We start from the raw sequence: 26,635 nt of genomic DNA, 5'->3' as shown, positions 1-26,635 counted from the left end.
GATTTAAAATAAAAAATCCTTATTCATAAAAGCGAATAAGGATTTTTTTGTTCCGTCTCGTTGTACAAAAACTTAAGAACCGCTTCTTAAAAATCTTGGTTCTTCTAAAGTTAACGTTATTGATATTCTATGAGAATCGTCTAGTCTTTCTACTGCTGATTCATTAAATCTTGCAAAAGAATAATCAATATTAAGTTTTGGTAATTTTACTCCCGCACCAACTGTAAATTGTTTAACGTCATTATATCCGCCTCTAACATAAACTAAATTCTGAAATGTGTATTCTATTCCGGCGTGCATATCAAAACTAACGGGACCAACATTAAAGTTTGAGGCAAATTGTCTGTTCTCAAATCTAATATCAAAATCTAAAGCTGGCATAATGTATCCACCAAGAAATTCTACAACTTTATACGCCGCGCCAACTTTTAAAGTTGGTGATACAAGTTCGTTTCTACCTGTGCTCCAAGCCACTAAGGTTGTTGTGGCATCTTGCAGATTAGCGCCAAGAAATAAATTTTCCATTGGTGTATAATAAGCGCCAACATCAAAACCAATTCCGGTTGCGCCATACTCAGCTAAATCTCTTCTGATAATTTTTGCATTAATTCCCCAATAAAAATCTTCTGTTTGTCTTTTAGCAAATGTTAAATAAAATGCCCAGTCCTGATTGCTGAATTCATTAATTAAGGAAGGATTAATTCTGTTTCTTGGATCGGTAATATCATAAACCACATTACCTTCGGGATTCACTAACGCTTCTCTTGTATCAGGAATTCCATCCACACCAAGTCTCATAACGCTTAATCCAAAACTCATATCTTCCTGAAATGGAATAGCTACCGCACCGTAATCGTAATTAACTAAATTGCCAAATTGTTCTGAGTGCATTAAAGCAAACTGCGGATAATTGATATTTGCAAGCCCTGCAGGGTTGTAATAACCTGATGTAACATCGTTAGCAACGGCAACAAATGAGCCTCCCATTCCAAGCGCTCGCCCGCCAACACCAAGAGCCATAAACTCACCGGCATATTTTGCAATTACGGTTTGTGCTTGCAATGATGTGCTAAGTATTATAAGAGTTGATAGAAGAAAAGCCGATTTTTTGAACATAAATTATAACTCCTGTTAGCAAAGTATATAAACTTAATGGAGAAAATTGAGAATTTGAGATATAAAGTCAAGGCTAAATTAATTAGAATAAACTGAATATTCTAATATTTACAAATTAATCTAAACCTTACTGAATTGTAAATGCACTACTGAGTAATTCATTCGATTGAATATCATCCAAATTATAGAATGTTCTAATGCGAAATTTACCGCTCTCATTAACTCTAACGCTATCAACAATCGTCTCCATAAAGCTAACAGATAGATCAATTCCAGGACAAAGTGCGAGGCAAGGCATACCAAAATTGGAATATTCAACCCAATTTCCATTTTCATCCTTATCGATATAATAAGCCACAGAAGTACAGCAGCTTGCAAGATACGCGGTTGTGGGATTATAATTAATTACTGTAAAGGTAATAGCTTCATTGTTTGTGTATGATGTTTTGTTTGTCTTTAGTGTAATCCCTGTATTTGCATTATTTGGATCTTCGGAACAACTGTAAACAAAAAGAGGAATGACGATAAAGAAAAATAATGTTTTCATTGTTCAACTCCTTTTCATCTGTGATTAAACTTAGAGTATTTTCTAAGTAATTACAAACAAATTTTTTTTGTTTATGAAAAACATTATTCAAAAGTTCACCTAATAATTAGCAAGTGTTTAATGTTGTTATTTATGAGCAGTTAACATGTATTCAATAAATTTAATTTATGATTCTCCAAATTATTTTTAAGTTTGAATAACATATTTTTCCCAAATATGTAACGAATAACTAAATAGCTAAAAATAATTTCTGGAGAATGCTATGAAGACCAAACTTCTGTTTGTTTTGTTTTTCTTTCTCACTATTCTAATCTCTTCAAATCTATACCCTCAAAATTCCGGAGAAATAATTTTTTCAAACAAACTTATTGATCCAAATAAACCAGCAAATCTTTTAATAAAATTTAATTCTGGTGATAATATTTATTCAGTAGCATTTCTACCAAACACCATAACAGCTTTAAGCAGTAACAAAAATTCTAAAAAAGTTAATGTTGAAGTATTTTTATATGAACTTAAACCACCATTGTATGATTATCAACAGCCTTTTGAAGAGCAACTGGAGTTCAGCAATCTGCAGGTTTCAGGCACCGCATTATCAGACAAACATTTACTGATTGATATAGCACCAAGCATAGAATCAATTACAGCTTATGGTAATAAGGATTTGTATTATGAAAAGTTTGGAAGCGATTTTTATGGACCTGTTAAATATTCGCTTGCTTTGGGAAAACTTTCAACGGGTAATCACACAATAATTGTTAGAATAAATATTAATTATAGCCCTGTTGCAGAAGGGAAATTTACTATAAGCGGAAGTGAATTTGATACTTATAATAATTTATCAACGCAACTAAATAAAGTGGCAGATAATCTAAAAACTAAAGATGCAGTTATGCCAAAAGCAGAAATGGTTGATAAAAAACTTGAAGCAGATATGATTTCGGTAATAAAAAATTCCAACACTTATAAGGATAGAATTAAAGGAGATATCATTCGTTTGGTTATAATTGATCCTGATTGGACAATCCGCAGAAATGAATTAACTGGGGTTATACTTCATCGATATATAAGAGCTACAATTGCAGTTAAAAATGCTGATGGAAGTTGCACTGTTTGGAAACTTGTAACATTTCAGCAGGATTATGTTGGTGGTAAATTTGGTAAAACTAAGTTTGATGGAGTTGGGGATCAATATAAAATACCCTGTGAGAATGTTGGTAAGTAGTTCTAAATAAAAATGAGATGACAACTTTTTCAACCAAAAAGTTGTCATCTCTTTGCGTAAAAAGAATAATAATTAAATTGTCGCTTAGGGGGATTTAGGGGGCTTACTTATTTTACTTTCCCCTGATTGGCAACGGCAGCAGCGGCTTTTGCTATTGCATCCTGATCACCAAGATAATAATGTTTTATTGGCTTTAAATTTTCATCCAACTCGTAAACTAACGGAATTCCTGTGGGAATATTTAACTCAACAATTTCATTTTCAGGAATGTTATCAAAATATTTAACTAACGCTCTTAGACTATTTCCGTGTGCTGTAATCAAAACACGTTTACCCGATTTTACCATCGGGGCAATTGTACCTTCCCAATAAGGGACAAAACGCGCAACAGTATCCTTTAAACATTCAGTAAGTGGAAGTTCATTTTCCTTAAGATCAGCATAACGCGGATCTTTACCAGGAAATCTATCATCGGTTTTTTCTAATGCTGGTGGCTGTGTGTCGTAGCTTCTACGCCAGATCTTAACCTGTTCCTCACCAAACTTCTGAGCGGTTTCAGCTTTGTTTAATCCCTGTAAAGCGCCGTAATGTCTTTCGTTCAATCGCCAATGGCGAATAACAGGAATCCACATTAAATCCAATCCATCAAGTGTTATCCATAAAGTTCTGATTGCTCTTTTAAGGACAGATGTGTATGCGATATCAAATTTATAGCCTTCATTTTTTAAAACTTCACCAGCGTTTTTTGCTTCTGCTAATCCTTTTTCAGAAAGATCAACATCAGTCCAGCCAGTAAAACGATTTTCTTTATTCCAGGTACTTTCTCCGTGACGTAATAAAACTACTTTGTACATTTAATCTCCAATACTTTTAAATAAATATATTTTTCACACATAAAAATATGAAAGGCTGATCATATGTGAAATGAATATTCCTAGCACAAATAAATTATCTTTTGAAAACACCAAATAGTTTATCCAGTGTTCCTTTTTCCAGTTTTGCAATCAGTTCAAGTTCACCTGCATCAAGCCAAATGCCTTCACACTGGAAACATTTATCAACATGGATTCCTTTGTAATCAACTTCACCGAGTTCCATACCGCACTTAGGACACCTCATAAAGTGAAGTTCCTTTAGTTTTTTCTTCTCCTCTTCAGCCATTTTTTTTAGTTTCTCAACTTCAATTTTTTTTCTTCGTTCTAACTCTATTTTTGTGAAGTATTCCTCTTCTTTGTCACTGGGTTTAACAGGCATGTTAAATCTCCTTCTTTAATTTGTCGGTGAAATGTTATGATTTATTTTTTATTTAGAATGAATTTTATTTGAGCTCATGAGTTTTTTCATCATACTTACCTTTTAGTTCATCAACTTTGGTGTTTTTCCACAGTGGAACTTTATCAAAGTAAGCTGCTCTTCCAATTATATGTGCTGCAACAGGTGCAGTTAAAAATAAAAAAGTAATTATGATAATCGCTCTTGCAGAAATTCCTATATCCTGCCAGAACAAAGCTGTTCCGAGAAGGACAAGCCCAACTCCTAATGTAGATGCTTTTGTTGTTGCAGACATTCGTGTATAAAGATCGGGCATTCGGATTATTCCAATTGCAGATATCAGGATGAAAAATGCACCAAGAAGAATTACTATTCCGCTTAAAATTTCTATCACTTTCTTGTGCTCCTTTCCAGGTAATAAGCAAAAGCGACAGTTCCCAGAAACGCCAGAAGAGCCACAATTATTCCCACATCAAGAAAAGTAGTAGTCTTATTTTGAATTGCATAAACTGCAACAAAACCAATAGCATTTGCAGCTAATAGATCAAGCGCAACAATGCGATCTTCAATAGATGGACCAATTGCAAGTCTGATAAAAATAAGTATCAGCGATATACCAATTACTATTATTGAAATGTTTACTGCAATTTCAAGGAAACTCATCGCAGCACCTCAAGAAGTCTTTTCTCCATTCCATTTTTTATTTCTGCTATGAACTTTTCTGTGTCATCAAAATAAAGTGTGTGGATGTACAAAACCTTTTTATCCTTTGAAACATCAAGACTTAGTGTGCCGGGAGTTAATGTAATTAAGTTTGCAAGAAGCGTAATTTCCATATCCGTTTCTGCATCTAAAGGGACGGCAACAATTCCCGGTTGCATATAATCTTTTGGAGTTACTATATCGAATGCAACTTTAAGATTAGCAACTATAAGTTCTTTAACAAAGTAGAAAAAGAAACCTATAGCTTTCGGAATTTTCCTAAAGTAGCTCGTTCCTCCCAAAGCAGATTTTGAAATCCAGAGAATTAAGTAACCAATAATCAAACCTTCAATAAAATTTTCGGCAGTAACTTCTCCGCTTAGTAGCATCCATGCAATTGCTAAAAGAATATTTAATAAAAACTGGTTCTTCATTACAATCCTAACACTTTTGTAATATATTCATTTGGATTCAGCAATTGTGCTGCAGCATTATTTGCAATGTTAATAAATGGTTCAGCATTTAACCCTATTATAATCGTAATCAAAGCTAAAACTATAATCGGGCTGAATATCAATACTTTTTTGGAAATTGAAACCGATGAAAAAGAATCATCAAGTATGTTTTCATTGCCACGCGGATCATTTTTCCAGAAAGCTTCGTTCCAGATTTTTGTCATTGAAAAGAGAGTGAGCAATCCTACAATCAATGCTACAACGACAATAAACATTTGATTTAATTCTAAACCTGCTTTTATCACAACAAACTTTGCCCAGAAACCTGAAAGGGGCGGAATACCAGCTAGTGAAAGTGCAGGAATTAAAAACAGCAATCCAAGCAAAGGATAATATTTATAAAGTCCGCCAATCTTTTTAAGCTCAAAGCTTCCTTTCATCTTATCCACAACGCCGCTAACAAGGAATAAGTTTGTCTTTACAATTATGTGGTGAATGATATAGAAAATTGCTCCCGCAATTGCTAGTGGAGAAAATAAAGCAAGTCCCATAATCATATAACCAATTTGGCTGATGATGTGGAATGAAAGAATTTTTCTCATATCGTTTTGCGATGCTGCACCAAGCACTCCCGTTAACATTGTAAATCCTGCAATTACTAAAAGTACAGTATGAGTAAAATTTGTATCCTGAACAAATATTAATGTGAATACTCTTATTAAAGCATAAACACCAACTTTAGTAAGCAGTCCTGCAAAGATTGCTGAGACAGCAATTGGCGGAGTATGATATGATGCCGGAAGCCAGAAGAAAAGTGGAAACACAGCAGCTTTAATTCCAAATGCAACCATAAATAAAAAGGATACAACAGTAACTAATTCTTTATGTTCAACTAAAGGAATCTTCCGGGCAATATCTGCCATATTGAGTGTACCGACAATTCCGTACAGTATTCCAACTGCGGCAAGAAAAATTGCTGACGAGACAAGGTTCAGAGTAACATATTTGATTGCGCCTTCAAGTTGTTCACGTTTTCCTCCTAAAGCGAGAAGCACGAAAGATGAAATTAACATTACTTCAAACCAAACGTAAAGATTGAAAATATCTCCAGTTAAAAAGGCACCGTTAATTCCCATCAAAAGAAATTGAAGCAGAGGATAGTACAGAAACTTCTCGCGCTGTTCATCCATTGAGCCGAGAGAATAAATTGATGTCGCTAATCCGATTACGGCCGTTATCAAAACCATAATTGAGGCAAGAAGATCAGCAACCAGTGATATACCGAATGGTGCCCGCCAGCTTCCAACTTGAAGAGATAAAATACCTGAACTGTTTACGTCCGAAAGAAGCAGTCCGGCAACAACTAAAGAAAATATTGATGCAATAACATTCAATATTTTATGAACTCGTACATTCTTCCAGAAGAAAAGCATACTTACCGCAAATAAAAGAGGAACTATTATCGGCAGTACAATAATCAGATTCATTACTTATCCTCTTTCAGTTCATCTGTTGATTTCATTTCATCAAGATCATCTGTTCCAACAGTTTGATAAGCACGTTTGAAAAGAACTATTGCAAATGCCTGCACACCAAAACCAATAACGATAGCTGTAAGTATTAATGCCTGAGGTAAAGGATCGGCAAATGGTTCAACTAATTTTGTTCCATCAGCAGGAACGAAAGCGGGAAAACCTTTTGTAACTCTTCCAATTGTAAATATTAAAAGATTTGCAGCGTGTCCCAAAAAGATTAATCCGATAATTACTTTAACCAGACTTCTGCGCAGGATCATATAAATTCCTGCTGTATAAAGAACGCCAACTAATATTGCGAGAAGAAACGTCATTATTTATCCTCCTCTGCAATTGAAAAAATAATTTTAGTGACTATTCCAAGTACAAGAAAGTAAACGCCGAGATCAAACAAAAGTGGAGTACCGACTTTACCAATAACTGGAAATTCATTATTAGCCCATACGCCAGTCATAAAATTCTGACCATTAATCACAGATATGAATGCACTGACAATAGCAAGAAGTAATCCTATCGCAATTAATTTAATTGGTTCAGCTTTAAGTAATTTCTTTGCTTCTTCAACACCATTTGCTATTAAGTAAAGTGCATAAGCAGCGGCTGCTACAAGTCCTCCAACGAATCCACCACCGGGTTCATTGTGTCCGCGTAGTAAAAGAAAGAATGAAAATATCAGCATTAAGGGAAGAAGATATCTTGAAGCGGTTGAAAGAATAATTGAATACATTATTTATCACTCTCCTTCAGCCTTAACTTAAGCAGAGCATAAACACCGATAGCAGCAACTGCAAGTACAGCAATCTCTCCAAGCGTATCAATTGCACGGAAATCAACAAGAATAACATTTACTATATTTCTACCTTTACCTTCAGGTAGACTTGCATCGGCAAAATATTTTTTTAATTCTGATTGCATTTCACCAGCTGTTACAAGTAGAACGATCATCGTCATAAAAATTCCAACACTACCTGCAATTATTGCATCTCTGATTTTGACGACTGGTTTGGAAAACTTTAAGTACTTTGGGAGTTTATAAAGAACAAGTACAAAAAGTATAACTGTTAATGTTTCAATTGCAAAAGTTGTTAGTGCGAGATCTGGAGCGCTGTAAAGAATAAAAATAATTCCCATTGCAAAACCTACTACTCCAAGAGATACAATTGCTTTTAATCTTGAATCTGAAGTGATTACAAGAATAGTTGAAGCAATTATCATAAGGGCAATAATCAATTCATAAATAGTTATGTCAAGATTAATTACTAATGAACCAATCCCAGGACTTCTGAACAAAGTATATCCAGCTAAGCCCAAAGTTGTAAGAATTATAAATATGATATAATATCTTAAATAGCCGTTTTGAAGAACTTTTGTTTGCAGCTTTGCAAATGATAGTGTTCCATTTAATATCCTTTCATACCAGTATGAAGGTTTTATAAATTTCGTAAGAGAAATGTTATCAAGCGCTTGGATAATTTGTTTCCTGAAATAGTAGATGCTTATTCCTAACGCAAGAGTTATAAAGCTTAATAGTAAAACAAAATTGAATCCATGCCAAAGTTTAACTGTTATTCCCAACTCCTCAGCTATTATGCTGATTGTTGTTTGATCAAGTAATTTTTGAATGAAGACATTAGGAAACATCCCTGATAATAATCCAAACACAGAAAGAACAAGAGGTCCAATAAGCATTTTTAATGGCGCTTCGTGTGGCGATTTAGGAGTTGGAAGAAGATTCCCGAAGAACGGTTTTATTCCAACAAGAATTGTAACCATTACAACAAAAGCATTTGAAATTACAGCAAGCGCAAGTAAGAAGAATCTGAAATTTTCAACTTCCAGTATCGAGGAGTAAACGGTTTCTTTGCCAATAAATCCAACGAGCGGAATAATTCCCATCATAGAAAACGATGCAAGCAGCGCAGCTATCATTGTAACGGGTAGAAATTTCCTTAATCCACCGAGTATTGAAACATCACGGGTACCTGTTTCGTGATCCAAAGTTCCGGCAACCAGAAATAAAGTTCCTTTATAAAGTGAATGAGCCACAAGAAAAATGAAGAAGGCTTTTATCGCAAGGTTTGATCCGATTCCCAAAAGCATTGTTAAAGTGCCAAGCACACTTAAAGTTGAGTAAGCCAGAAGTTTTTTTAGATCAGTTTGTTTGAATGCCAGTAGAGCAGCAATGAACATCGTGATTGTTCCTGCAACAAGAATTGTATCCTGCCACAAAACAGTTCCGCCAATTGCGTGATTTAGTCTTGCAATTAAATAAATTCCTGCTTTCACCATCGTTGCAGAATGTAAATATGCACTTACGGGAGTAGGAGCTTCCATTGCATTCGGTAACCAAAAGTGGAAAGGGAATTGAGCGGATTTTGTAAAGGCACCAAGCAGAACTAAAATCACGATTGCTGGATAAAGACTCGAACCAACAATTGTAGAATGCATATTGTAAAGAGCAGAAATCTCAAAGCTTCCGGAGACTTGAGCGAGAAGAATTAATCCAGCCATTAATGCAAGTCCGCCTCCGCCCGTTACAAGTAAAGCCTGCAGCGCTGATTTTCTTGATGATTCTTTGTGATGATTAAACCCAATCAATAAATATGAGCTAATGCTTGTTAATTCCCAGAATACAAAAAGAGTAATCATATTATCAGAAAGCACAAGTCCGATCATCGATGTCATAAACACACCGATGTATAAATAAAATCTTCCCGTCTGTTCGTAGTCTTTCATATAGCTGCCTGCATATAGAAAAACTGCTGTTCCAATTAGAGTGATTATCAAAACGAAGGTAAGACTTAATCCATCAAGCAGGAAAGTAAAATTAATTCCTAGTGAAGGAATCCAGTTAGTAGCTTCTTTAATAACATTTCCCGATACAATTTCATTGTATTTAAGAAAGAAACTTATGAACATGTAAAGCGGAAAAGATGCAGCAATCCATCCGAAATAATTCTTTGTTCTTTTATAAATAAAAGGAGCAAGAGCTGAAGCAATAAATCCTATTATTAAAAGGTTTAGCATCAAAATATTTTACTTTATAAACTTTTTTTTGTGGATATATGATAAGAAAATAACTAAAAATAAAACTAAAAGTATAGCTTGTTAGTTCCAAAATTAAAAAAATACTTACTAATTGTACGATTCATTATTATCTGTAAACAAGTATCAAACTATATTGTCTTTTGAAATCTTAAGCTGTACACTTTTTATTTTATCTTCCATTGTTTGCTCACGATCAATTCTGGTTCCCACTCTCAATGTTGTGGAAATTCTTGGTGCACCCATTTCGTGAACTTTTTCATGACATTTTTTAACAGCTGAGAACACATCATCCCACTCACCTTCAATGTTTGTTCCATAAGCATGGAGCATAGTATTTAAACCAGCTTGCTTAAGAATTTTTTCACATTCTGCAACATATTTTGAAACAGATAAACCAACTCCAATTGGTACAATGCAAAAATCTACTATTACTTTCATTTAAATCCTTATTTCAGTAAATGATTGTTATAAGATAAAAATAATTAATTATAACTAATAAGATAATGTGCAATTAAGATTAGGCTTTGTGAAGATAAGTTTATTGGATGTCATTGCGAGGAATCCCAAGGGGATGACGAAACAATCTGTCTTTGATGGATTGCTTCACCCAACTAAAGTTAGATTCGCAATGACTATTTCTTTTTTATATCAAACTAAAACTTTTTAGTACTAATATTCCTAATGATATTGTAAATACAGATCCAAGCGTTGATATCATAATTATGTTTCCTGCAAGTTTAGAGTTTGCACCCATTACATCAGCCATAACAAAGCTTGCAATTGCGGTTGGACATGCAAACAAGATAAACATTATTCCCAAATCAGTACTTTTATATCCCAACAGGTAAGCGCCAAAGGTTAGGAGGATTGGAATTACAATAATTTTTATTACTGAAGCTGAGAATGCCAGATTTGAAGCTCGTTTTAAATTATCTGTGTTTAATGAACCTCCGATTCCAATTAATGCAAGCGGCAAAGCAAGATCTGCAAGAAAAGTTCCTGTTGAAACAAACATATTTGGTAGATTGATTTTATAGTATGAAAATGGAAGTGCGAAAATAACTGCGAGTATCAGTGGGTTTAATAGTATATCAATAAACGCTGATTTTATTATTGATTTTTCTTTAGTACGCAATGGAATTGTTAATACAATTACTGCAAGTACATTATATAAAGGGAGTAAAAAGGCTAAAATTATTGTGGCTTTACCAAGCGCATCGTGTCCAAATAAATTAGAAATAAGAGCAAGTCCAACAATCGCGTAATTACCCCTGAACGCCCCTTGAATAAATGCACTTTTGTCAGCAGGAGTTTTAATATAGGGAATTGTGCCGAGCCAAATTAATAAGTAAGTGATTGTTGTTCCGGCATATATGTATGCGATTTGGCTAAACTCAAACACTTGTGATAAATCCAGAACTGAAATTTTAAGAAAAATAAAAACCGGAAGTGATATTTGAAAAACAAATTTTGAAGTTACATCTACAAAAATTTCATTTATTATTTTTCTTTTTCTTGCAAAAAATCCAACCGCGATTATTAAAAAAACCGGTGCAACAATGTTTGCAGTAAATAATATATTATCAAGCAAAAGAGTAACCCATTACATTTCTATTTATTTTGATTGTCAAATAGCTCTTTAAATTTTTCAGGTACGGAAACAAGTTTATTTGTTTTGTAATCAAAAAAAGCAATGCCGGTTTTAGCGCGAGCAATTTCTTTTCCGGTTTCTTTGTTAGTTATTCTAAAAATAAAGTCACATCCGGTTTTAATAAAATTATCAACTATTACTTCAAAAACTAAAATGTCCCCGTGATAACCCTGTGATTTATATTGCAGTGCGGCATCAAACATTATTATTCCAGCGCCGCATGTATCAACTTCGGAGAAGCCCCAATTTTTTAGAAATAAAATTCTTGCTTCGTGTACCATAGAAAGGATAGAGTCGTTGCTCAAATGTCCGGCAAAGTTCACATCATAAACTCTAACAGAAATTTCTGTAGTAAAAATAAATTTATTTGGCAGGTCTATTTTTATTCGTTGCATGGTAACAATATTTTTAATTTGAATACACTAAAATAATGAAAATAGATATAATCTTTTTGATTAGAAGGTTTATCAAATTAATTGATAGATGTTTATTGGAGCTGGTAATCCTTTGATGATAACATCATTGTGCCTGATAGGTTCAAAATCTATATGAGCATTTTTATAAACGGATTCTGAAATTAGAATTGTTGAGTTAAGTTCTTTATTTATTTGTTCAAGTCTCGCGGCAATTATTACAGGCTGACCGGTAATCGAATATTGCTTTCGTTCACTTGTTCCGACATTCCCGGTTACAACCTCACCCGCATTTATTCCGATTCTTATTACGGTTTCGGGAATTATTCCGTTGTCGCTTCTTCTTTTTAGTTCTTTATGTATTTCTAACGCTGCATTTACTGCAAGCTGGCAATCATTATCATGCTCAATCGGAGCTCCAAAAATAGCCATCAAACCATCACCCATAATTTGGTTTACTATACCTTTATTTCTATTTATTATTTCTATAATAAAAGAGAAAACATTATTCTGATATGCGATAATTTCTTCGGGCGATTTATTTTGAGCAAAGATTGAAAAATTTCTTATATCCAAAAACATAATTGCAGCAAATCTAACTCTACTTTGAACTTCAAACTTATTTTCTACCAATTCATTTACAACTTCTATAGAAATTTGCTGACCAAAAAGTTTTTGAATTTCATTTCTTTCCTCACGTACTTTATAATGCTTTAGTAATCCTTTTTTTATTTGATTAGTTATTAATCCCGCAGTATGACCGGAAACAAAAAATAAAGCTGCTGTACCTATGTAAGAAGGGAAGAAAGAAACAGCGCTTATAAATTCATCAGGGAAAGGTTTTGTAGTTAGGTACCAAGCAATTGCAAGATATTGAATTGCGGCAACAGTTCCTGTAAAAACACAAAGTTTAAAATCAAGCTCAAGAGAGGAAAGCATTATGATTAAAAAATACAATAATGCAAGTGGCGTAAAAAGCGGATACACAGATGGAAGTTGGAAAGAATATATAATTAGTATAACGCTCGGAATACTTATTTCGATAAGTGCGTTAACATATCTGATAAGTATAAATGCTTTAACTCCGTAACGGTTCCAACGTTTTACAGCACGACTAACAAACAAAGCACGTATAAATATAGCTCCCAGTATAATTAATGTTAACTCAATTATAATAGGAAAATGGGAGATGTCTTTAAACTGTTTATTAAAAACTATCGAAAGCAATAATACTAATACAATTAAAAACCCAATTATACCAGCAAGCACTTTTGAGCGAAAACTTTCGTTTGAAATTATTTCTTCTGAGAATATTTCTTCAAAAAGTTTTGTAGTGTTTTTAATCATTTTTCAATTATTTTTTTTGCTGACTTTATTGTCTGTGGTCATACTATCAAAATAGAAACTATATTCTCTAATCTTATCTATTCAATCAATTTAGGATCCATCTTTAACCGATAAATAAATAATTCATATAATAAACTAATAAAGTTTTGTAATTTATTGCAATTCTCGTTAAACCATAAAAACTATTCCCCATTAAATTAAGCTTTCTATTACCTTAAATTGTCTAACAAGTTGATTTAACTTTCAACTATAAAATCGGAGTAAAATTATGTATAGCAAAACCAAAATCATTTTTGCAGGATTATTAGTAACAATCTTTTTATTTGGATGTAAATCTGAATTGAATTCGCCTGATAGAAATGATTTCTTAAGTGATCAGCTGAGTTTTGAAACTGTCGATAACGATCTTGCTTTAATGAAAGATGGCGGGAGGCCGTTAGATAGTGCTGCCGGAGTATTTTCAATTGGTTGGAATGAAATTTTCAGACCTTTTATGGATAGTTCAGGAATAAAAGGAATGGCATTTGCAGTAGCTTTTGGTGAAAGAGGAACTGATCTGCAGCATTTAAGAAAGTTTGGTCTGGATATGGGAAGCATATTTATTAATTATTCCGGTAATCAGGTTGAAATGTACAAACATAGTCATTCTATGCGTGGAGTAGCTTACAGTTTATTTGAAAGACCTTTCGGTAAATGTGAGTCAGAGAACATGCTTGAATTTGTGCCTAACACTGATTACCAATTTGAAGTATCTGGTTCAGAAAATTTTGCACCTATTACAATTACCTTAACATCACCTTCTGCATTAATGAATATAACGAGTCCAACGTTTGGTGAATTTATAAATCCTACTGAAGATCTTACAATTAATTGGGAAGGTGGTAATGAAGGAAAAGTTGGAATTAGATTAATGCCAGGTTTAAAATCTGGTAAAGGACCCGGTGGAAAACCAGGAGGACCTGGCAAAGACCCCAAACCGCCAATGGATCACGTAATGTTTATTATACTGAAGACAAACACCGGCACTTATACATTTTCTGCTCAACAGATTCAAAGTATTCTAAATGGAATTCAGGCAGACGGTTTAAGAGCAGAGGTTTCCCAAATGGATTTTGGTGAAGTTGAACACGAAAATGGAATGATTAACACCGCAATAAGGAACGGTAACAGCGTTATGATGAGAATTCAGCAATAAGAAATAAAAAATTTTTTTATGAAGCCGCTCTTAGAGCGGCTATTTTACTATATAAGTTTATTATACCAATCTGCCCTTAAATATTAAGCAATAAAACCTCAATACTCTCTACAAATCGATTTAACCATTAAACTGTCTTTTTATAATTCAAAATTGCCAGCGTATTAAAACCAATTGCGAACAAAGATATAATACAAAGATATCTTAAAATATCTGTAAAGCCGCTTCCTTTTAATACTATCATTCTCATCACTTCAATAAAGTAGCTTACGGGATTCAGGTATGCAAGTATGCGTGCCCAACCGGGCATATTCTCAATTGGTGCAAATAGTCCGCCAAGCAGAATAAAAACTGTCATAATGAAATATGAAATAAACATTGCCTGCTGCTGGGTTTCTGCAAATGTAGAAACTAATAGTCCAAATCCTAAAAGTGCAATTAAGTATACAGCTGCAAATAAATAAATTAAAAAAGGATTGCCTGCTGGAAAGATTCCATAAACAATGTAGCTGATACCAAATCCTATAGAAAGTACAATGTTCCCAATAATCCAAAAAGGAATTAGTTTGCCTAAAATAAATTGATACTTTTTAATAGGAGAGACATTTAATTGTTCAATTGTTCCGTCTTCTTTTTCTTTAACAATATTAATTGCTGTTAAAAGAAACCCAACTAATGTAACCAATAAAACCAAAACACCGGGAACCATAAAATACTTGTAGTTCATTTTAGGATTAAACCAGTTGCTGGTGGTTATTTCAATTATAGGTTGTGGATTTAAACGAGGTGTTTGTATCCACTCTACTCTAACTTCGCTGTTAAAATCCTGTATAATTGCATTAGCATAAGAAACTGAAAGTCCTGAAGCTTGTCCGTTTATGGCATTAGCAACAATCATAGTTTTGGATTTATTATCTCTTATTAAATCCCTTTCAAAACCTTGCGGAATTTCTACTATCAGATCTGCTTTATCTTCTTCAACTACTACTAAAGCATCTTTATAGGTTTCAGAAACATTTGTGAGTTGAAAATAACCTGAAGATGTAAATTTGTTAATCAGTTGTCTTGAATATTCGGAATGATCATGATCAACAATACTCATATTTATATTTTTCATCTCATAATTAGCTGCATTTGGCAGAATAATTAATTGTACTACGGGCAACGCAAATATCATTCTAATCATAAGTTTATTACGTAGTATCTGCAGAAATTCTTTTCTTAATAAAAAAAATAAAGTCCTCATTGCAACCTAACCTTAAATCGTTTTATACTGAGACCTAAAAAGAATGTTGTCATTCCAATAATTATTAATAACTCTTGCCAAATTTCGAAAAGACCAATTCCTTTTATCATCACATCTTTAACCATAATTATATACCATTTAGCTGGAATGACATTAGAAATGATCTGCAGTATTAGAGGCATATTTGCAATAGGAAAAGCGTATCCGCTAAGCATTACAACAGGCAGCATCAAACCCATTAAAGAAATAATCATCGCAGCTTGTTGAGAACTTGTTACCGTGGATATTAAAATCCCCAAAGATAATGCGCATATGATGTATATAACTGTTATAAAACCTAAAAGTAGAAAGCTTCCTTGAATTGGAATTCCAAAAACAAAATTACTAATTAGTAAAATTGTGATTACATTTATTAGTGAAACTATAAAGTAAGGAATAACTTTACTTGCAATAACTATCGAAGGCTTCATAGGGGAGACGAGAAGAACTTCCATTGTTCCTATTTCTTTTTCCTTAACTATTGAAATGGATGTCATCATTGCAGAGATTAGCAGCAGAATCATACCCATTACACCTGGCACAGAAGAATACTCTCCTTTTAACTGTGGATTGTAAAGCATTCTGATTTCCGTGTTAATTGTGTAGGGTAAATCCTTGTTTTGATTTAATTCTTGTTGATACTCCCTTACAATCGCACTTACATAATTAGTTAAAGTGGTTGCCTGATTAGGATCAGAGGCATCCGTTATAATTTGAATTTGTGCTTTGTTTGTATGCAAAAGATCGTTTTGAAAATTTGATTGAAAAACAATTGCTAATTTTATTCGTCCCGTCTTAAATGTTTTTTCAATTTGATCGTTGGATGAAAGAGTTCTTTCAATATCAAAGTAAGTACTGCTTTCAATTCGAGTAATAATATTTTGCGTTGCCTCATCTTTTGAATTATCTAAAATTGCAATATTGCAGTTTCGGGTTTCAGTTGTAATTGCAAATCCAAATATTAACAATTGCACAATGGGTAAACCCAAAAGTACAAGCATCGAACGCTTATCTCGCAGGATGTGGTGGAACTCTTTTTTTACAAACGTTAAAAGCTGTTTCATAAAGATCAATCTCCTCTTTTCGCACTTCGGGCAAGTTTCACAAATACCTCGTCCATAGATTTAGCATTGAATTGTTTTTTTAATCCTGCCGGTGAATCCAATGCTTTAATCACTCCATCAACCATTATTGAAACACGATCGCAGTACTCCGCTTCATCCATATAATGCGTTGTTACAAAAACCGTTATTCCGTTATGAGCAGCTTCGTAAATCATATCCCAAAATTGTCTTCTGGTAATTGGATCAACACCGCCTGTTGGTTCATCAAGAAAAACAATTTTAGGTGTGTGAAATATTGCAGTGCTGAACGCCAGCTTTTGTTTCCAGCCAAGCGGAAGAGAACTGACTAATTTATTTGCATCATTTTGTAAGTTTAATTTTTCCAACAGCTCATTACATTTCGTTTCGATTTCGCTATTACTTAGTCCATAAATTCCACCAAACAGAGTAATATTTTCCTTTACAGTTAGGTCCTCATAAAGAGAAAATTTTTGACTCATATATCCGATACTTCTTTTTATATTTTCTGTGTCTTTATAAACATCGAAACCCGCAATGTTAGCATTACCGGAACTTGGTTTTGAAATACCTATGAGCATTTTCATAGCCGTGGTTTTACCAGCGCCATTAGCCCCTAAAAAGCCAAAGATCTCACCTTTGTAAACTTCAAAAGTCAGTTCATTAGCTGCGATAAAATCTCCAAATTTTTTTGTGAGTTTATCTGTTTTAATTACAATTTTATTATTCATTTTTTATTTCAATTACATAAGAAACTTGATTCATTTGTCATTCCCATGAAAACAGGAGTCTAAATTCATTAAGTAAAATGGATTCCCACTTTCGTAGGAATAACTAAACTCCACTCTCAATCTTGGTGATAGCATCCGGCTGGGCTTTCATTAATTGCATAAAGCAATCCTCTATTCCTGGCTCAATTTTTTTTATTTCCAGATTACTTTGATTTTGTAAATAAGATTTGAGTTTATTCAAATCAAAATTATTATCATTTAAAACAAGGTGATGTTTATCCCCAAATGCAAAACACGATTTTGTTTCAGGAAAACTTCTTAAATCTGTTAGGAGCTTAAACATATTATCAGAACGAACAGCATAAAGATTGTTATCAAATCTATCAACAATATTTTGCGGTGTATCTATTTCTAAAAGTTTGCCATTTTGAATAAGCGCAATCCTATCACAAAGTTTTGCTTCATCCATATAAGGTGTCGATACAAGAATACTTATTCCTTGCTCTTTTAATCGTTTCAACATTTCCCAAAATTCTTTTCTGGATACAGGATCTACACCGGTGGTTGGTTCATCCAGAAATAATACTTTTGGTTTGTGAATTAGTGCACAGCAAAGAGCAAGTTTCTGTTTCATTCCGCCGCTAAGTTTTCCAGCACGACGTTTCTTGAAAGGTTCGAGTTGTATATAAATATCAGCGATTAAATTATAGTTTTCCTCAATGGTGGTATTAAATATTGTAGCGAAAAATTCTAAATTTTCTTCAACAGTTAAATCCTGATAAAGCGAAAACCTGCCCGGCATGTAGCCAACAATTTTTCTAATTTCTTTATAATCTTTTACAACATCAAGCTCCATTACTGAAGCACTTCCGCTATCTGCTAAAAGTAAGGTTGTTAGAATTCTGAAAATTGATGATTTACCGGCTCCATCCGGACCAATTAATCCAAACAACTCACCTTCTTTTAATGAGAACGAAACATCATCAACAGCGGTAACTTTTGTTTTTTTTGTTGGATAAGTCTTAACGATATTTTTTACTTCAATTGTATTCATATCAAAATTTTACTTCGCCGTACATTCCAATTTTTAAGTAACCATCATTTTTAACTCTGACTTTAATAGCATAGACAAGATTTGCACGTTCATCTTTAGTCTGGATTGTTTTTGGAGTGAACTCAGCTTTTGATGAAACCCAATAAATTTCTCCGCTCATTTCTTTCTGTTCGCCGTTACCTTTATCAACAAATACTTTTACATTTTGTCCAAGTTTTATCTGTCCAAGCTGATCACCATTAACGTAAGCACGTAAAGTCATTTCGGATAAATTTGCAATTTTGTAAAGAGCTTTTCCGTTTGTTGCTATCTCATCTTGTTTTGCATAACAGGTTAAAACTGTTCCATCAATTGGGTTTTTAATCTTACTTTTATTTATCTGGTCTTCAATCTGTTCAACTTGTGCTATCAATGGAAGTGTTTCACTCTGTATTCCATTTCTTGTAATGGTTAAACTGGATTTTGTTGCATTGTATTGTTTTTGTAAAACTTCAAGCTGTGCATTAATATCATCAAGTTGTTTTGTAGTTGCTGCATTTGATTTTACAAGATTTTCAATTCGTTTCTGTTCGGTTTCGGCAGTTTCAATTTGCTGTTGTAATGCCGCAATCTGAGTTGCAACATCAGGCCGTTTACTTAACACAGCTTTAATAGTTGATTGAAGCTGTTTTTTCTTTAGATATAATTGAGTTGTATCGACCACACCAACTATTTGATTTTGTTTAAGAATATATCCTTCATCAACATCAAACATTACAAGCTTTCCCATCGCCTCTGAAGAGACAATAACTTCTTCAGATTCAAAAGTCCCTGTGGCATCAAAATCGTCATTACCGTTTGAGCAGGCAAAAAGAATAAGTGAAAGCAGCATGGGGATAGTAAATATTATTTTATTTTTCATTTTCATCTCTTAATTAGTAATTAATTTCCGGTTGTGATTTGATAGTTGAACTGAGCTAATAAAAGCTGTGTTTTATGAATAGCTAAATTTTGTATCGCTGTATCTTCTGCATTTAGTTCACGGATAAAATCGTTTGATGTTATTACTCCATTTTCAAGTTGAGATTTTGAAGCCTCTTTAACAGAAGTTCTTAAATCAATAATAGCTATGTCAACAGAAATTAGCTTTTTTAGTTTTTCAATTTCCTGAAGTTGTTGCTTAACCGTGATGTTGGTGTTTAGAATAAAAGTTTCTTTCTGCGCATCAATTATTTTTTTGTTTAGTTCATTTATCTCTTTTTCATTTCCATAACTGTAAAGATTTGATAACGACCATGTTAAGCGTGCACCTGTTATATAAAACCAATCAAATTGATTTTGTAACATATTAAGAGTTGGTTTACCATATCCACCTTGAAAAAACAAACTTGCTTTAGGCAGAATTTTGGAAATCGTTAATCCATCCTGATTATTAATCATACTTTGTTGTGATGCAAATAATTTTAATTCAGGGCGATTAATTTCAACCTCCGAAGAAACATTATTATTCAGAGGTTGTTCAAATTCTGTTGATTCATCTATATCCTGATTTATTAATAAACTAAGCATTTGTATAAAAGCAGTACGAGATGAAATTAATTCAATCTCTTTCTGATTAGTTTTGAGCAATTCTGCTTTTAAAACATCAACATTAGATTTTAAAGTGGTACCAAATTCTAAAGCAGCATTAAGTTTTGATAAACTTAAATTCAAATCATTTTTTACATAAACAATTTGTTTAAGCTGTTCATCCAGTAAAAGAATTCCAAAATAAATTTGGTTAACTCGTTCTTTAACTTTAAGTAATTCAATTTCAAGTTTTTGATTATCAACTTCAGCTAATGATTTTTGTAGTCCGGAATGCGAACTCATTATTCCACCATCATAAATGGTTTGCGTTACATCTGCCACAACTTTGTATTGATCTTTTGTGAGCTTATCGATTGTTATTCCAGGAAATGAAATCGGAAGTGCTGTTACATCGGATTGATAAGTTGCTTGTGCGTTAATCGTTATCTGCGGAAAGTATCCATTCCAGATATTACTTACTGAATAATCTTTACTTTTATTGATGTAATCTTTTTGTGCAATAAGCGGATAATTTTCACGTGCTCTGTTGTAACATTCATCAAGAGTTGTTGTTGTTTGAGGTTTTATAAGTCCAACACTTAATAAAAATATTGGAATGACTAATAATCTTTTCATAACTAAATCTTATTTATTGTTTGATTAAAAACTTTTCTACCTTTTTCAGTAACAATTCCACCAATAAGAATTTTAAAAGCCGTTCGTGCCGCATCAATTATTGAGAAATTATTATTCAATATAAATTCGGGATTGACAACAGACCTTACAGAAGCAACAAGCATATTCATTATAATTGATGTTGGATAATCAATAAATAATCCTTCAGCTTTCCCCTGATTTATAATCTTCGTAATATTCTCAAACATCATTTTAGTGCGAAAACTATCTACCTCATTCCAAATTTCCGGAAAGTGTTTTTTCATTTCTTCCATACGCTTATTAGATATTTTTTCGGATGCGTCTGCAAGAATTTTTATAAGTTCGCCCAATTTTTCTATTGCGTTCTTATCTGAATTTAATGCCGGAAGAATTTTGGCTTTCATTTTTCCCATAAAATGTTTGGCAATTGCCATCACCAAATCATCTTTGGAAGGAAAGAATTTATAAACTGTTTTTTTGCTCATCCCAAGCTCTGAGGCAACTTCATCCATCGTAGTTTTATAAAAACCTTCGCTGAAAAGTTTGTCTTCAATTTGTTCAATTATTTTGTCTTTTTCTTCCATATTTCCTTTGGAAACTATTTTCGTTTTTCTAGTTTCCAAATTAAAACTCTTATGCTGATTTGTCAAGAACTATTACTAAAATTGTAATTGATATCACAAATTTGCAGTTAATCTCAATAATTCTAAATTTTACATTATAATTAAATAAAGAGCGAGGCTTTATGAAATTTTATCTGCTTGTTTTACCAATCATTTTTTTAACACAAATAGTTTTTTCACAATCAAAAACTGAAAGCGATATTGAATCGGCATTGGTTAATGCCAAGAAAGGTGTTTATTATGCTTTGTCGAATCTCCAGGGCAAAAAAGCAAAATTTGAAAAATCTCTTATCGCAGATGATAAATTAATTTCAAAAATTAAAGTAAGCAAAGAGCTTAATGGTATTAAAATTGAATCAACTGGTTTTTCCGGAACAAATGAGTTAACAGTTATTCTTTATAAATCAGCTGATAATCTTATAAAAGATGGTTACATCAAAAAGAGTGATTTAGAAACTTATTCCGACGACGAATAATTCAAAAATATATTTTTTCAGTTTGTCTTGACTTAAGAAAATATTTTTTGTAATTCTGTAACAGTTATTACAACAAATATTCAATTTGTAATTAGAGTTACAGATGAACAATCAAAGATTAATAGATCTTTTCTTAGAAGTTGCCAAAATCAACGCGCTCTCCGGCAGTGAAAAACCTATCGCAGACTATATAAAATCATTTCTTTCAAAATTGGGTTATCAGGTAAGTGAAGACAATTCAAAAGAATTTACAAATAGTAATACAGGTAATCTTATCTGTAAAATAGGCAGCGGTGGAAAATTTGTAATGCTTTCACATATGGATACAGCCCGCCCGACAGAAAATGTTAGACCAATTATTTTAGAGGACAAAATTATTTCGTCCGGTGATACAGTCCTTGGAGTTGATAATAGAGCCGGTATTTCTATTTTGCTTTATACTCTTGAAAACATTGCAAAAGAAAAAATTCCAGTTAAAGATTTTACAGTTGCATTTACAACTTGCGAGGAAACAACTCTCTTCGGCTCCAAGAATCTTGGAATTAATGGTGAGATAAAAAACGGGTTTATATTTGATTCAGGATACAGACCTGGAAATTTTATTTATTCTGCCTGCGGTGCAATTGGATTAAAAATAAAAATTATTGGAAAAGCTTCGCACTCAGGAATTGCACCTGAAAAAGGGATCAATTCAATGCAGGTTGCAGCTAAAGCAATTAGCCAGCTTCCGCTTGGTAGAATTGATGAAGAAACCACTATGAATATCGGAACTCTCAACAGCGGCTCAGCTGTTAATGTAATTCCTGAACTCACGGAACTTGAAGGTGAGGTAAGATCATTCAATTTAAAGAAAGCAGAAGATAATTTTAACCTTTTGGTAAACATCTTTAAGGGTGAGGCTGAAAAAATCGGGGCAAAGATTGAGATTGATTATTTTTGGGATTTTGTACCGTACACTATTCCGGAGTCTTCTTTTGTATTTAAAGAAACTGTGCGTGCAATTAAAAAAGTTGGTCTTGAACCTACTCCTAAAATTTCACTCGGCGGAAGCGATGCAAATTCACTCAACGGAAGAGGAATTGAATCTATAAATCTTGGTATTGGGGCACAAAATCCTCATTCAAATGATGAGTTTATTTTCATAGAAGATTTAATAAAATCAGCAGAAATTGCACTTGAACTTGTTAAGAAGGATTAATTAAAATGAAAAAAATATTTTTGGTCTTACTTGTTTTACTTTTTGTTTTTAATCAACAAAGCTTTACACAAACAAAAGGCAAACTTGTTATTGTTGGCGGCAAGCAAACTCATGAAATAGAAAAAAAGTTTGTTGAGCTTGCAGGCGGACCTGATGCAAGAATAATAATTATTCCAAACGCTGGTTCAGAACCAAAACTTAATAGTGAAATAGAACAAAAAACTTTTAACAAGTTAGGAGCAAAAGCAGACTATATTTTATTTACAAGAGAAACTGCTGATGATGAAGCTAACTTAAAAAAAATGGATTGGGCAAATGCAGTTTTCTTTACTGGCGGCGATCAAAGCGATCTTGCTAGAGATATGCTTGATACAAAATTGCTGCAAAAAGTTTTTGATATTTATAATAACGGCGGAGTTGTTGGTGGATCGAGTGCGGGTGCCGCAATTATGAGCGAAGTTATGATTACCGGAAATGAATTAGTTAATCCTGATTCAAACGATGCATTTATTACAATTGAAAAAAATAACATCGAAACAAAAAGAGGATTCGGATTTATTAAAAATGCAATTATTGATCAGCATTTTTTAAAACGTAAAAGACACAACAGAACAATTTCCGCTGTGATTGAACATCCAAATCTTTTTGGAATTGCAATTGATGAATCGACAGGAATTATAGTCTATCCTAATGAAACTTTTGAAGTTATCGGCAACAACCAGGTTTTAGTTTATGATCCAACAGACGGGAAAAATATACGCGAAGATAAACACGGAAATCTTGGGATCTCCGATATGAAACTTAATGTATTAATCAACGGCGATAAGTTTGATATGAAAACTAAAAAAGTAATTGAATGAGTGAAGTAAAAAAGAAATTTAAGTTTCGTGTTCCGAACACTTATTTATTAATTTTTTCACTGCTTGTTCTGATTGCAGGAATGACTTGGGTAATTCCCGGCGGTGAATATGAACGAGCAGTTGTAAACGGAAGAGAAGTAGTTGTACAAAACTCATTCAAATATGTAAACAGCAATCCGCAAGGTTTCTTTGATTTATTTATCGCACCACTAAAAGGATTTGTTGAAGCCGGATTAATTATTGGATTTATATTAATAGTGGGCGGTGCATTTAATGTGCTTGCAAAAACTGATGCGATAAATTCTCTAATCAACAAATTAGCAAGGGCACATCGTTCGTCATCGTTTTTGCAAAAAATGTTTATTCCGGTTTTAATATTTATGTTTTCGCTTGGCGGCGCAACATTTGGAATGAATGAGGAAATTATTCCATTTGTGCTAATAATAGTACCAATATGCCTTGCACTTGGTTACGATTCCATAATTGGTGTTGCAATTCCACTTGTTGGTGCGCACGTTGGTTTTGCAAGTGCATATTTAAATCCATTTAACGTCGGTATTGCACAAGGTATTGCAGATGTTCCTTTATTTTCAGGAATCGGCTATCGTATAATTTGCTGGTTGATTTCTACCATTGTTGCAATTGCTTTTTTACTGTACTACATGAAAAAACTTTCCCGCAAACCTGAAATCAGTCCGATGTATGAAGCTGATAACGAGCGAAGAAAGAATGAACATTTTGAAGCAGTTTACGATAATGAAAATCTTTTTACAGTAAGACATAAATTAGTGCTTCTAACATTTGCTCTTTCTTTAGTAATGATTGTTGTTGGTGTTATTTCATTGGGCTGGTATATTGAAGAAATTTCTGCCGCATTTTTTATTATGGGAATAGCTGCAGGAATTATAGGTGGATTAAAAAGTGATGAACTAATTAAAAGTTTTATTGATGGCGCTAAAGATTTAGTTGGAACAGCTCTTATAGTTGCACTTGCAAGAGCAACTTTGGTTATTTCGAGAGATGGACATATTATTGATACAGTTCTTTACGGACTTGCACCGTTCATTCAATCATCATCTCCAATTTTTGCATCACAAAAAATGTTTTTGGTGCAAGCAGTAATTAATTTCTTTGTTCATTCCGGCAGCGGACAAGCAGCTTTAACAATGCCTATTATGGCGCCTCTGGCAGATTTAGCTGGAGTTTCAAGACAAACGGCAATTTTAGCTTTTCAATTTGGGGAGTATACAAATATTATTATACCAACTTCTGCTGTAACTATGGGTGCATTATCTATGGCAAAAGTTCCATGGGAAAAATGGGCAAAATGGGTTATTCCACTACAAATAATTTTAATGCTTTTGGGATTACTTTTACTTATTCCGCCAAATCTGATGGGATGGAATTGAGTACTTTGATAGCAATTATATATTGATTAATTAATAAAAAGAGAGGTTACGCCATGAAAAAACTTGTACTATCTATTTTTTTGATTGCTGTTTTATTTCTACTAGAAACTAGTGATTTACTAGCGCAGGCATCTTTCGATACTGGCACTTTGGGTGTTTCGATTGGAACATATGGACGTGTACGGCTGCTTACTCCTGATAATTTAGGTAAACGACAGGTAGAAAGAATTTCCATTCTTGTTGGTAAAAGTGAAAATGAAGTATTCGATTATCAGAATGATGTCGATGTTGAAGTTCCAACAGTTTTGGTAACTAGCCCTCAGAATAGTGATTTTGAAATTTATGGTGAATATAACAATGCTTATTCAGGAGCAGCACCAGATATTCTTGAGAAGTTAACAGTTTTGGGTTGGAATAATGCCTCATATGTGTTGTTAAAGTTTACTGCTGTAAATCGAGAGACAAGCGCTTTTGATGCAATAGTCGGATGTGATATAATTCCGTTCGTTGATAGTCTTTACGGTTTTGATACTGTTTCTTATGATTTAACAAATAATATTATCAGATCTCATCGTGGTGAAACGAATGTGGGTTATAAATTACTTTCTCATCCCCTCGCTTCAATGACTGCATTTGAATGGTATGATGGTTATGAGGTTGATGCAAGTTATTGGGGATGGTTGAATCATGGAACAATAGATCCACAATATGTTTCTAATACTGCTGATGGTCCCGTTATAATTACATCGCAAGCACCTCAGAACTTGACTAGCGGAGATTCATTAACCTTTTATTTTGCCGTGGCTATCGGTGTAGATCAGACAGAAATGCTGGCAAATATGCAACTTGCTCAACAAAAATATTTCCAGATAGTTTCAGTAGAATCTGATTTAAACAATATTCCTAAAAATTTTACACTTGATCAAAATTATCCTAATCCATTTAATCCATCTACAAAAATTTCTTTTGGATTGCCGCAAAGATCAAATGTGGTCTTAAAAATATTTAGCACTCTTGGTGAACAAGTTGCCGAACTTGTAAATGAATCTCTTGATGCAGGAACTCACACATATAATTTCGATGCATCAAAGATCACTTCAGGAGTTTACATTTATTCCTTACAGACAGATGCTGGCGTGATTTCTAAAAAAATGACATTGATTAAATAGAAATTATAAAAAGGCTCACAGTAAAATGTGAGCT

General features: G+C 33.3%; 29 protein-coding genes. 7 read left to right on the top strand and 22 right to left on the bottom strand.

What is annotated here, in order from left to right:
- Positions 1-72: 72 nt before the first annotated feature.
- Both IPJ23_16310 and IPJ23_16305 read right to left on the bottom strand, forming a co-directional pair.
- Complete coding sequence (locus IPJ23_16310) at positions 73-1,116, bottom strand: PorV/PorQ family protein (protein MBK7632234.1); 1,044 nt, start codon at positions 1,114-1,116, stop codon at positions 73-75.
- Positions 1,117-1,243: 127 nt separating this feature from the next.
- Positions 1,244-1,663 carry a hypothetical protein gene (locus IPJ23_16305; protein ID MBK7632233.1) on the bottom strand — a complete coding sequence of 140 codons (420 nt, stop codon included), beginning with the start codon at positions 1,661-1,663 and terminating at the stop codon, positions 1,244-1,246.
- Positions 1,664-1,925: 262 nt separating this feature from the next.
- On the opposite strand from IPJ23_16305, the gene IPJ23_16300 reads away from it, so the two are divergent.
- Positions 1,926-2,891 carry a hypothetical protein gene (locus IPJ23_16300; protein MBK7632232.1) on the top strand — a complete coding sequence of 322 codons (966 nt, stop codon included), beginning with the start codon at positions 1,926-1,928 and terminating at the stop codon, positions 2,889-2,891.
- A 107-nt stretch (positions 2,892-2,998) separates the two neighbouring features.
- Here the strand turns inward: IPJ23_16300 and gpmA are convergent, their stop codons facing one another.
- The 13 genes from gpmA to IPJ23_16235 all read right to left on the bottom strand — a co-directional run bounded on the left by gpmA (position 2,999) and on the right by IPJ23_16235 (position 13,314).
- Positions 2,999-3,745 (bottom strand): 2,3-diphosphoglycerate-dependent phosphoglycerate mutase, encoded by a 747-nt coding sequence (gpmA, locus tag IPJ23_16295; protein MBK7632231.1) that lies wholly within the window; start codon positions 3,743-3,745, stop codon positions 2,999-3,001.
- Between the two features lie 94 nt (positions 3,746-3,839).
- Positions 3,840-4,145 carry a zf-TFIIB domain-containing protein gene (locus IPJ23_16290; GenBank protein ID MBK7632230.1) on the bottom strand — a complete coding sequence of 102 codons (306 nt, stop codon included), beginning with the start codon at positions 4,143-4,145 and terminating at the stop codon, positions 3,840-3,842.
- Between the two features lie 64 nt (positions 4,146-4,209).
- Positions 4,210-4,557 carry a monovalent cation/H(+) antiporter subunit G gene (locus tag IPJ23_16285; protein ID MBK7632229.1) on the bottom strand — a complete coding sequence of 116 codons (348 nt, stop codon included), beginning with the start codon at positions 4,555-4,557 and terminating at the stop codon, positions 4,210-4,212.
- Positions 4,554-4,826 carry a cation:proton antiporter gene (locus IPJ23_16280; GenBank protein ID MBK7632228.1) on the bottom strand — a complete coding sequence of 91 codons (273 nt, stop codon included), beginning with the start codon at positions 4,824-4,826 and terminating at the stop codon, positions 4,554-4,556. The genes IPJ23_16285 and IPJ23_16280 overlap by 4 nt, the downstream gene beginning before the upstream one ends.
- The gene (locus IPJ23_16275; protein MBK7632227.1) at positions 4,823-5,299 is read right to left on the bottom strand and encodes a Na+/H+ antiporter subunit E; all 477 of its coding nucleotides are present in this window, start codon (positions 5,297-5,299) and stop codon (positions 4,823-4,825) included. The genes IPJ23_16280 and IPJ23_16275 overlap by 4 nt, the downstream gene beginning before the upstream one ends.
- Complete coding sequence (locus IPJ23_16270) at positions 5,299-6,807, bottom strand: Na+/H+ antiporter subunit D (protein MBK7632226.1); 1,509 nt, start codon at positions 6,805-6,807, stop codon at positions 5,299-5,301. Before IPJ23_16270 ends, IPJ23_16275 begins: the two co-directional genes overlap by 1 nt.
- The gene (locus IPJ23_16265) at positions 6,807-7,169 is read right to left on the bottom strand and encodes a Na+/H+ antiporter subunit C (GenBank protein MBK7632225.1); all 363 of its coding nucleotides are present in this window, start codon (positions 7,167-7,169) and stop codon (positions 6,807-6,809) included. Before IPJ23_16265 ends, IPJ23_16270 begins: the two co-directional genes overlap by 1 nt.
- Positions 7,169-7,582: a Na+/H+ antiporter subunit B gene (locus tag IPJ23_16260; GenBank protein ID MBK7632224.1), complete on the bottom strand. Its 414-nt coding sequence runs from the start codon at positions 7,580-7,582 to the stop codon at positions 7,169-7,171. The genes IPJ23_16265 and IPJ23_16260 overlap by 1 nt, the downstream gene beginning before the upstream one ends.
- The gene (locus IPJ23_16255; protein MBK7632223.1) at positions 7,582-9,882 is read right to left on the bottom strand and encodes a putative monovalent cation/H+ antiporter subunit A; all 2,301 of its coding nucleotides are present in this window, start codon (positions 9,880-9,882) and stop codon (positions 7,582-7,584) included. The genes IPJ23_16260 and IPJ23_16255 overlap by 1 nt, the downstream gene beginning before the upstream one ends.
- Positions 9,883-10,026: 144 nt before the next feature.
- Positions 10,027-10,341, bottom strand: coding sequence for an MTH1187 family thiamine-binding protein (locus tag IPJ23_16250; GenBank protein MBK7632222.1), 315 nt, complete (start codon positions 10,339-10,341; stop codon positions 10,027-10,029).
- 205 nt (positions 10,342-10,546) lie between these two features.
- The gene (locus IPJ23_16245; GenBank protein MBK7632221.1) at positions 10,547-11,494 is read right to left on the bottom strand and encodes an AEC family transporter; all 948 of its coding nucleotides are present in this window, start codon (positions 11,492-11,494) and stop codon (positions 10,547-10,549) included.
- 20 nt (positions 11,495-11,514) lie between these two features.
- On the bottom strand, positions 11,515-11,949 hold the full coding sequence (locus IPJ23_16240) for a thioesterase family protein (GenBank protein MBK7632220.1): 435 nt from the start codon (positions 11,947-11,949) through the stop codon (positions 11,515-11,517).
- 72 nt (positions 11,950-12,021) lie between these two features.
- Positions 12,022-13,314 carry an adenylate/guanylate cyclase domain-containing protein gene (locus tag IPJ23_16235; protein MBK7632219.1) on the bottom strand — a complete coding sequence of 431 codons (1,293 nt, stop codon included), beginning with the start codon at positions 13,312-13,314 and terminating at the stop codon, positions 12,022-12,024.
- A 268-nt stretch (positions 13,315-13,582) separates the two neighbouring features.
- On the opposite strand from IPJ23_16235, the gene IPJ23_16230 reads away from it, so the two are divergent.
- Positions 13,583-14,509, top strand: a complete 927-nt coding sequence (locus IPJ23_16230) for a hypothetical protein (GenBank protein ID MBK7632218.1) — start codon at positions 13,583-13,585, stop codon at positions 14,507-14,509.
- Between the two features lie 127 nt (positions 14,510-14,636).
- Here the strand turns inward: IPJ23_16230 and IPJ23_16225 are convergent, their stop codons facing one another.
- From IPJ23_16225 to IPJ23_16195, 7 genes are all read right to left on the bottom strand, one after another.
- Positions 14,637-15,755, bottom strand: coding sequence for an ABC transporter permease (locus IPJ23_16225; GenBank protein ID MBK7632217.1), 1,119 nt, complete (start codon positions 15,753-15,755; stop codon positions 14,637-14,639).
- Positions 15,752-16,858 (bottom strand): ABC transporter permease, encoded by a 1,107-nt coding sequence (locus IPJ23_16220; GenBank protein ID MBK7632216.1) that lies wholly within the window; start codon positions 16,856-16,858, stop codon positions 15,752-15,754. The genes IPJ23_16225 and IPJ23_16220 overlap by 4 nt, the downstream gene beginning before the upstream one ends.
- A gap of 5 nt (positions 16,859-16,863) precedes the next feature.
- A complete protein-coding gene (locus tag IPJ23_16215; GenBank protein MBK7632215.1) occupies positions 16,864-17,607 on the bottom strand; it encodes an ABC transporter ATP-binding protein in 744 nt (247 codons plus the stop codon).
- Positions 17,608-17,710: 103 nt separating this feature from the next.
- On the bottom strand, positions 17,711-18,661 hold the full coding sequence (locus IPJ23_16210) for an ABC transporter ATP-binding protein (protein ID MBK7632214.1): 951 nt from the start codon (positions 18,659-18,661) through the stop codon (positions 17,711-17,713).
- Between the two features lies 1 nt (position 18,662).
- Positions 18,663-19,562, bottom strand: a complete 900-nt coding sequence (locus IPJ23_16205; GenBank protein ID MBK7632213.1) for an HlyD family efflux transporter periplasmic adaptor subunit — start codon at positions 19,560-19,562, stop codon at positions 18,663-18,665.
- Between the two features lie 20 nt (positions 19,563-19,582).
- Positions 19,583-20,845 carry a TolC family protein gene (locus IPJ23_16200; protein MBK7632212.1) on the bottom strand — a complete coding sequence of 421 codons (1,263 nt, stop codon included), beginning with the start codon at positions 20,843-20,845 and terminating at the stop codon, positions 19,583-19,585.
- 2 nt (positions 20,846-20,847) lie between these two features.
- Entirely contained in the window at positions 20,848-21,489 is a 642-nt protein-coding gene (locus IPJ23_16195; protein MBK7632211.1) for a TetR/AcrR family transcriptional regulator, read from the bottom strand.
- A 122-nt stretch (positions 21,490-21,611) separates the two neighbouring features.
- Here IPJ23_16195 and IPJ23_16190 point away from each other — a divergent pair, with 122 nt between their 5' ends.
- The 5 genes from IPJ23_16190 to IPJ23_16170 all read left to right on the top strand — a co-directional run bounded on the left by IPJ23_16190 (position 21,612) and on the right by IPJ23_16170 (position 26,601).
- Positions 21,612-21,965, top strand: a complete 354-nt coding sequence (locus tag IPJ23_16190; protein MBK7632210.1) for a hypothetical protein — start codon at positions 21,612-21,614, stop codon at positions 21,963-21,965.
- A 103-nt stretch (positions 21,966-22,068) separates the two neighbouring features.
- On the top strand, positions 22,069-23,163 hold the full coding sequence (locus IPJ23_16185) for a M20/M25/M40 family metallo-hydrolase (protein ID MBK7632209.1): 1,095 nt from the start codon (positions 22,069-22,071) through the stop codon (positions 23,161-23,163).
- A 5-nt stretch (positions 23,164-23,168) separates the two neighbouring features.
- The gene (locus tag IPJ23_16180; GenBank protein ID MBK7632208.1) at positions 23,169-24,023 is read left to right on the top strand and encodes a cyanophycinase; all 855 of its coding nucleotides are present in this window, start codon (positions 23,169-23,171) and stop codon (positions 24,021-24,023) included.
- Positions 24,020-25,432 (top strand): putative basic amino acid antiporter YfcC, encoded by a 1,413-nt coding sequence (yfcC, locus tag IPJ23_16175; protein ID MBK7632207.1) that lies wholly within the window; start codon positions 24,020-24,022, stop codon positions 25,430-25,432. Before IPJ23_16180 ends, yfcC begins: the two co-directional genes overlap by 4 nt.
- 53 nt (positions 25,433-25,485) lie before the next feature.
- Entirely contained in the window at positions 25,486-26,601 is a 1,116-nt protein-coding gene (locus IPJ23_16170) for a T9SS type A sorting domain-containing protein (GenBank protein ID MBK7632206.1), read from the top strand.
- Positions 26,602-26,635: the final 34 nt, after the last annotated feature.

The organism is Ignavibacteriales bacterium (genome assembly GCA_016709765.1).
GTDB lineage: Bacteria > Bacteroidota > Ignavibacteria > Ignavibacteriales > Ignavibacteriaceae > IGN3.
The sequence above is the reverse complement of the archived record's forward strand: the minus strand, read 5'-3'. Positions and strand labels throughout refer to the sequence as shown.

Coding starts and splice junctions, on each gene's coding strand:
- IPJ23_16220 (MBK7632216.1), bottom strand. CDS start 16,858: ATGAAACAGCTTTTAACGTTTGTAAAAAAAGAGTTCCACCACATCCTG.
- IPJ23_16170 (MBK7632206.1), top strand. CDS start 25,486: ATGAAAAAACTTGTACTATCTATTTTTTTGATTGCTGTTTTATTTCTA.
- gpmA (MBK7632231.1), bottom strand. CDS start 3,745: ATGTACAAAGTAGTTTTATTACGTCACGGAGAAAGTACCTGGAATAAA.
- IPJ23_16305 (MBK7632233.1), bottom strand. CDS start 1,663: ATGAAAACATTATTTTTCTTTATCGTCATTCCTCTTTTTGTTTACAGT.
- IPJ23_16205 (MBK7632213.1), bottom strand. CDS start 19,562: ATGAAAAATAAAATAATATTTACTATCCCCATGCTGCTTTCACTTATT.
- IPJ23_16235 (MBK7632219.1), bottom strand. CDS start 13,314: ATGATTAAAAACACTACAAAACTTTTTGAAGAAATATTCTCAGAAGAA.
- IPJ23_16250 (MBK7632222.1), bottom strand. CDS start 10,341: ATGAAAGTAATAGTAGATTTTTGCATTGTACCAATTGGAGTTGGTTTA.
- IPJ23_16230 (MBK7632218.1), top strand. CDS start 13,583: ATGTATAGCAAAACCAAAATCATTTTTGCAGGATTATTAGTAACAATC.
- IPJ23_16215 (MBK7632215.1), bottom strand. CDS start 17,607: ATGAATAATAAAATTGTAATTAAAACAGATAAACTCACAAAAAAATTT.
- IPJ23_16280 (MBK7632228.1), bottom strand. CDS start 4,826: ATGAGTTTCCTTGAAATTGCAGTAAACATTTCAATAATAGTAATTGGT.
- IPJ23_16270 (MBK7632226.1), bottom strand. CDS start 6,807: ATGAATCTGATTATTGTACTGCCGATAATAGTTCCTCTTTTATTTGCG.
- IPJ23_16200 (MBK7632212.1), bottom strand. CDS start 20,845: ATGAAAAGATTATTAGTCATTCCAATATTTTTATTAAGTGTTGGACTT.
- IPJ23_16300 (MBK7632232.1), top strand. CDS start 1,926: ATGAAGACCAAACTTCTGTTTGTTTTGTTTTTCTTTCTCACTATTCTA.
- IPJ23_16255 (MBK7632223.1), bottom strand. CDS start 9,882: ATGCTAAACCTTTTAATAATAGGATTTATTGCTTCAGCTCTTGCTCCT.
- IPJ23_16225 (MBK7632217.1), bottom strand. CDS start 15,755: ATGAGGACTTTATTTTTTTTATTAAGAAAAGAATTTCTGCAGATACTA.
- IPJ23_16210 (MBK7632214.1), bottom strand. CDS start 18,661: ATGAATACAATTGAAGTAAAAAATATCGTTAAGACTTATCCAACAAAA.
- IPJ23_16240 (MBK7632220.1), bottom strand. CDS start 11,949: ATGCAACGAATAAAAATAGACCTGCCAAATAAATTTATTTTTACTACA.
- IPJ23_16260 (MBK7632224.1), bottom strand. CDS start 7,582: ATGTATTCAATTATTCTTTCAACCGCTTCAAGATATCTTCTTCCCTTA.
- IPJ23_16310 (MBK7632234.1), bottom strand. CDS start 1,116: ATGTTCAAAAAATCGGCTTTTCTTCTATCAACTCTTATAATACTTAGC.
- yfcC (MBK7632207.1), top strand. CDS start 24,020: ATGAGTGAAGTAAAAAAGAAATTTAAGTTTCGTGTTCCGAACACTTAT.
- IPJ23_16265 (MBK7632225.1), bottom strand. CDS start 7,169: ATGACGTTTCTTCTCGCAATATTAGTTGGCGTTCTTTATACAGCAGGA.
- IPJ23_16290 (MBK7632230.1), bottom strand. CDS start 4,145: ATGCCTGTTAAACCCAGTGACAAAGAAGAGGAATACTTCACAAAAATA.
- IPJ23_16275 (MBK7632227.1), bottom strand. CDS start 5,299: ATGAAGAACCAGTTTTTATTAAATATTCTTTTAGCAATTGCATGGATG.
- IPJ23_16185 (MBK7632209.1), top strand. CDS start 22,069: ATGAACAATCAAAGATTAATAGATCTTTTCTTAGAAGTTGCCAAAATC.
- IPJ23_16180 (MBK7632208.1), top strand. CDS start 23,169: ATGAAAAAAATATTTTTGGTCTTACTTGTTTTACTTTTTGTTTTTAAT.
- IPJ23_16190 (MBK7632210.1), top strand. CDS start 21,612: ATGAAATTTTATCTGCTTGTTTTACCAATCATTTTTTTAACACAAATA.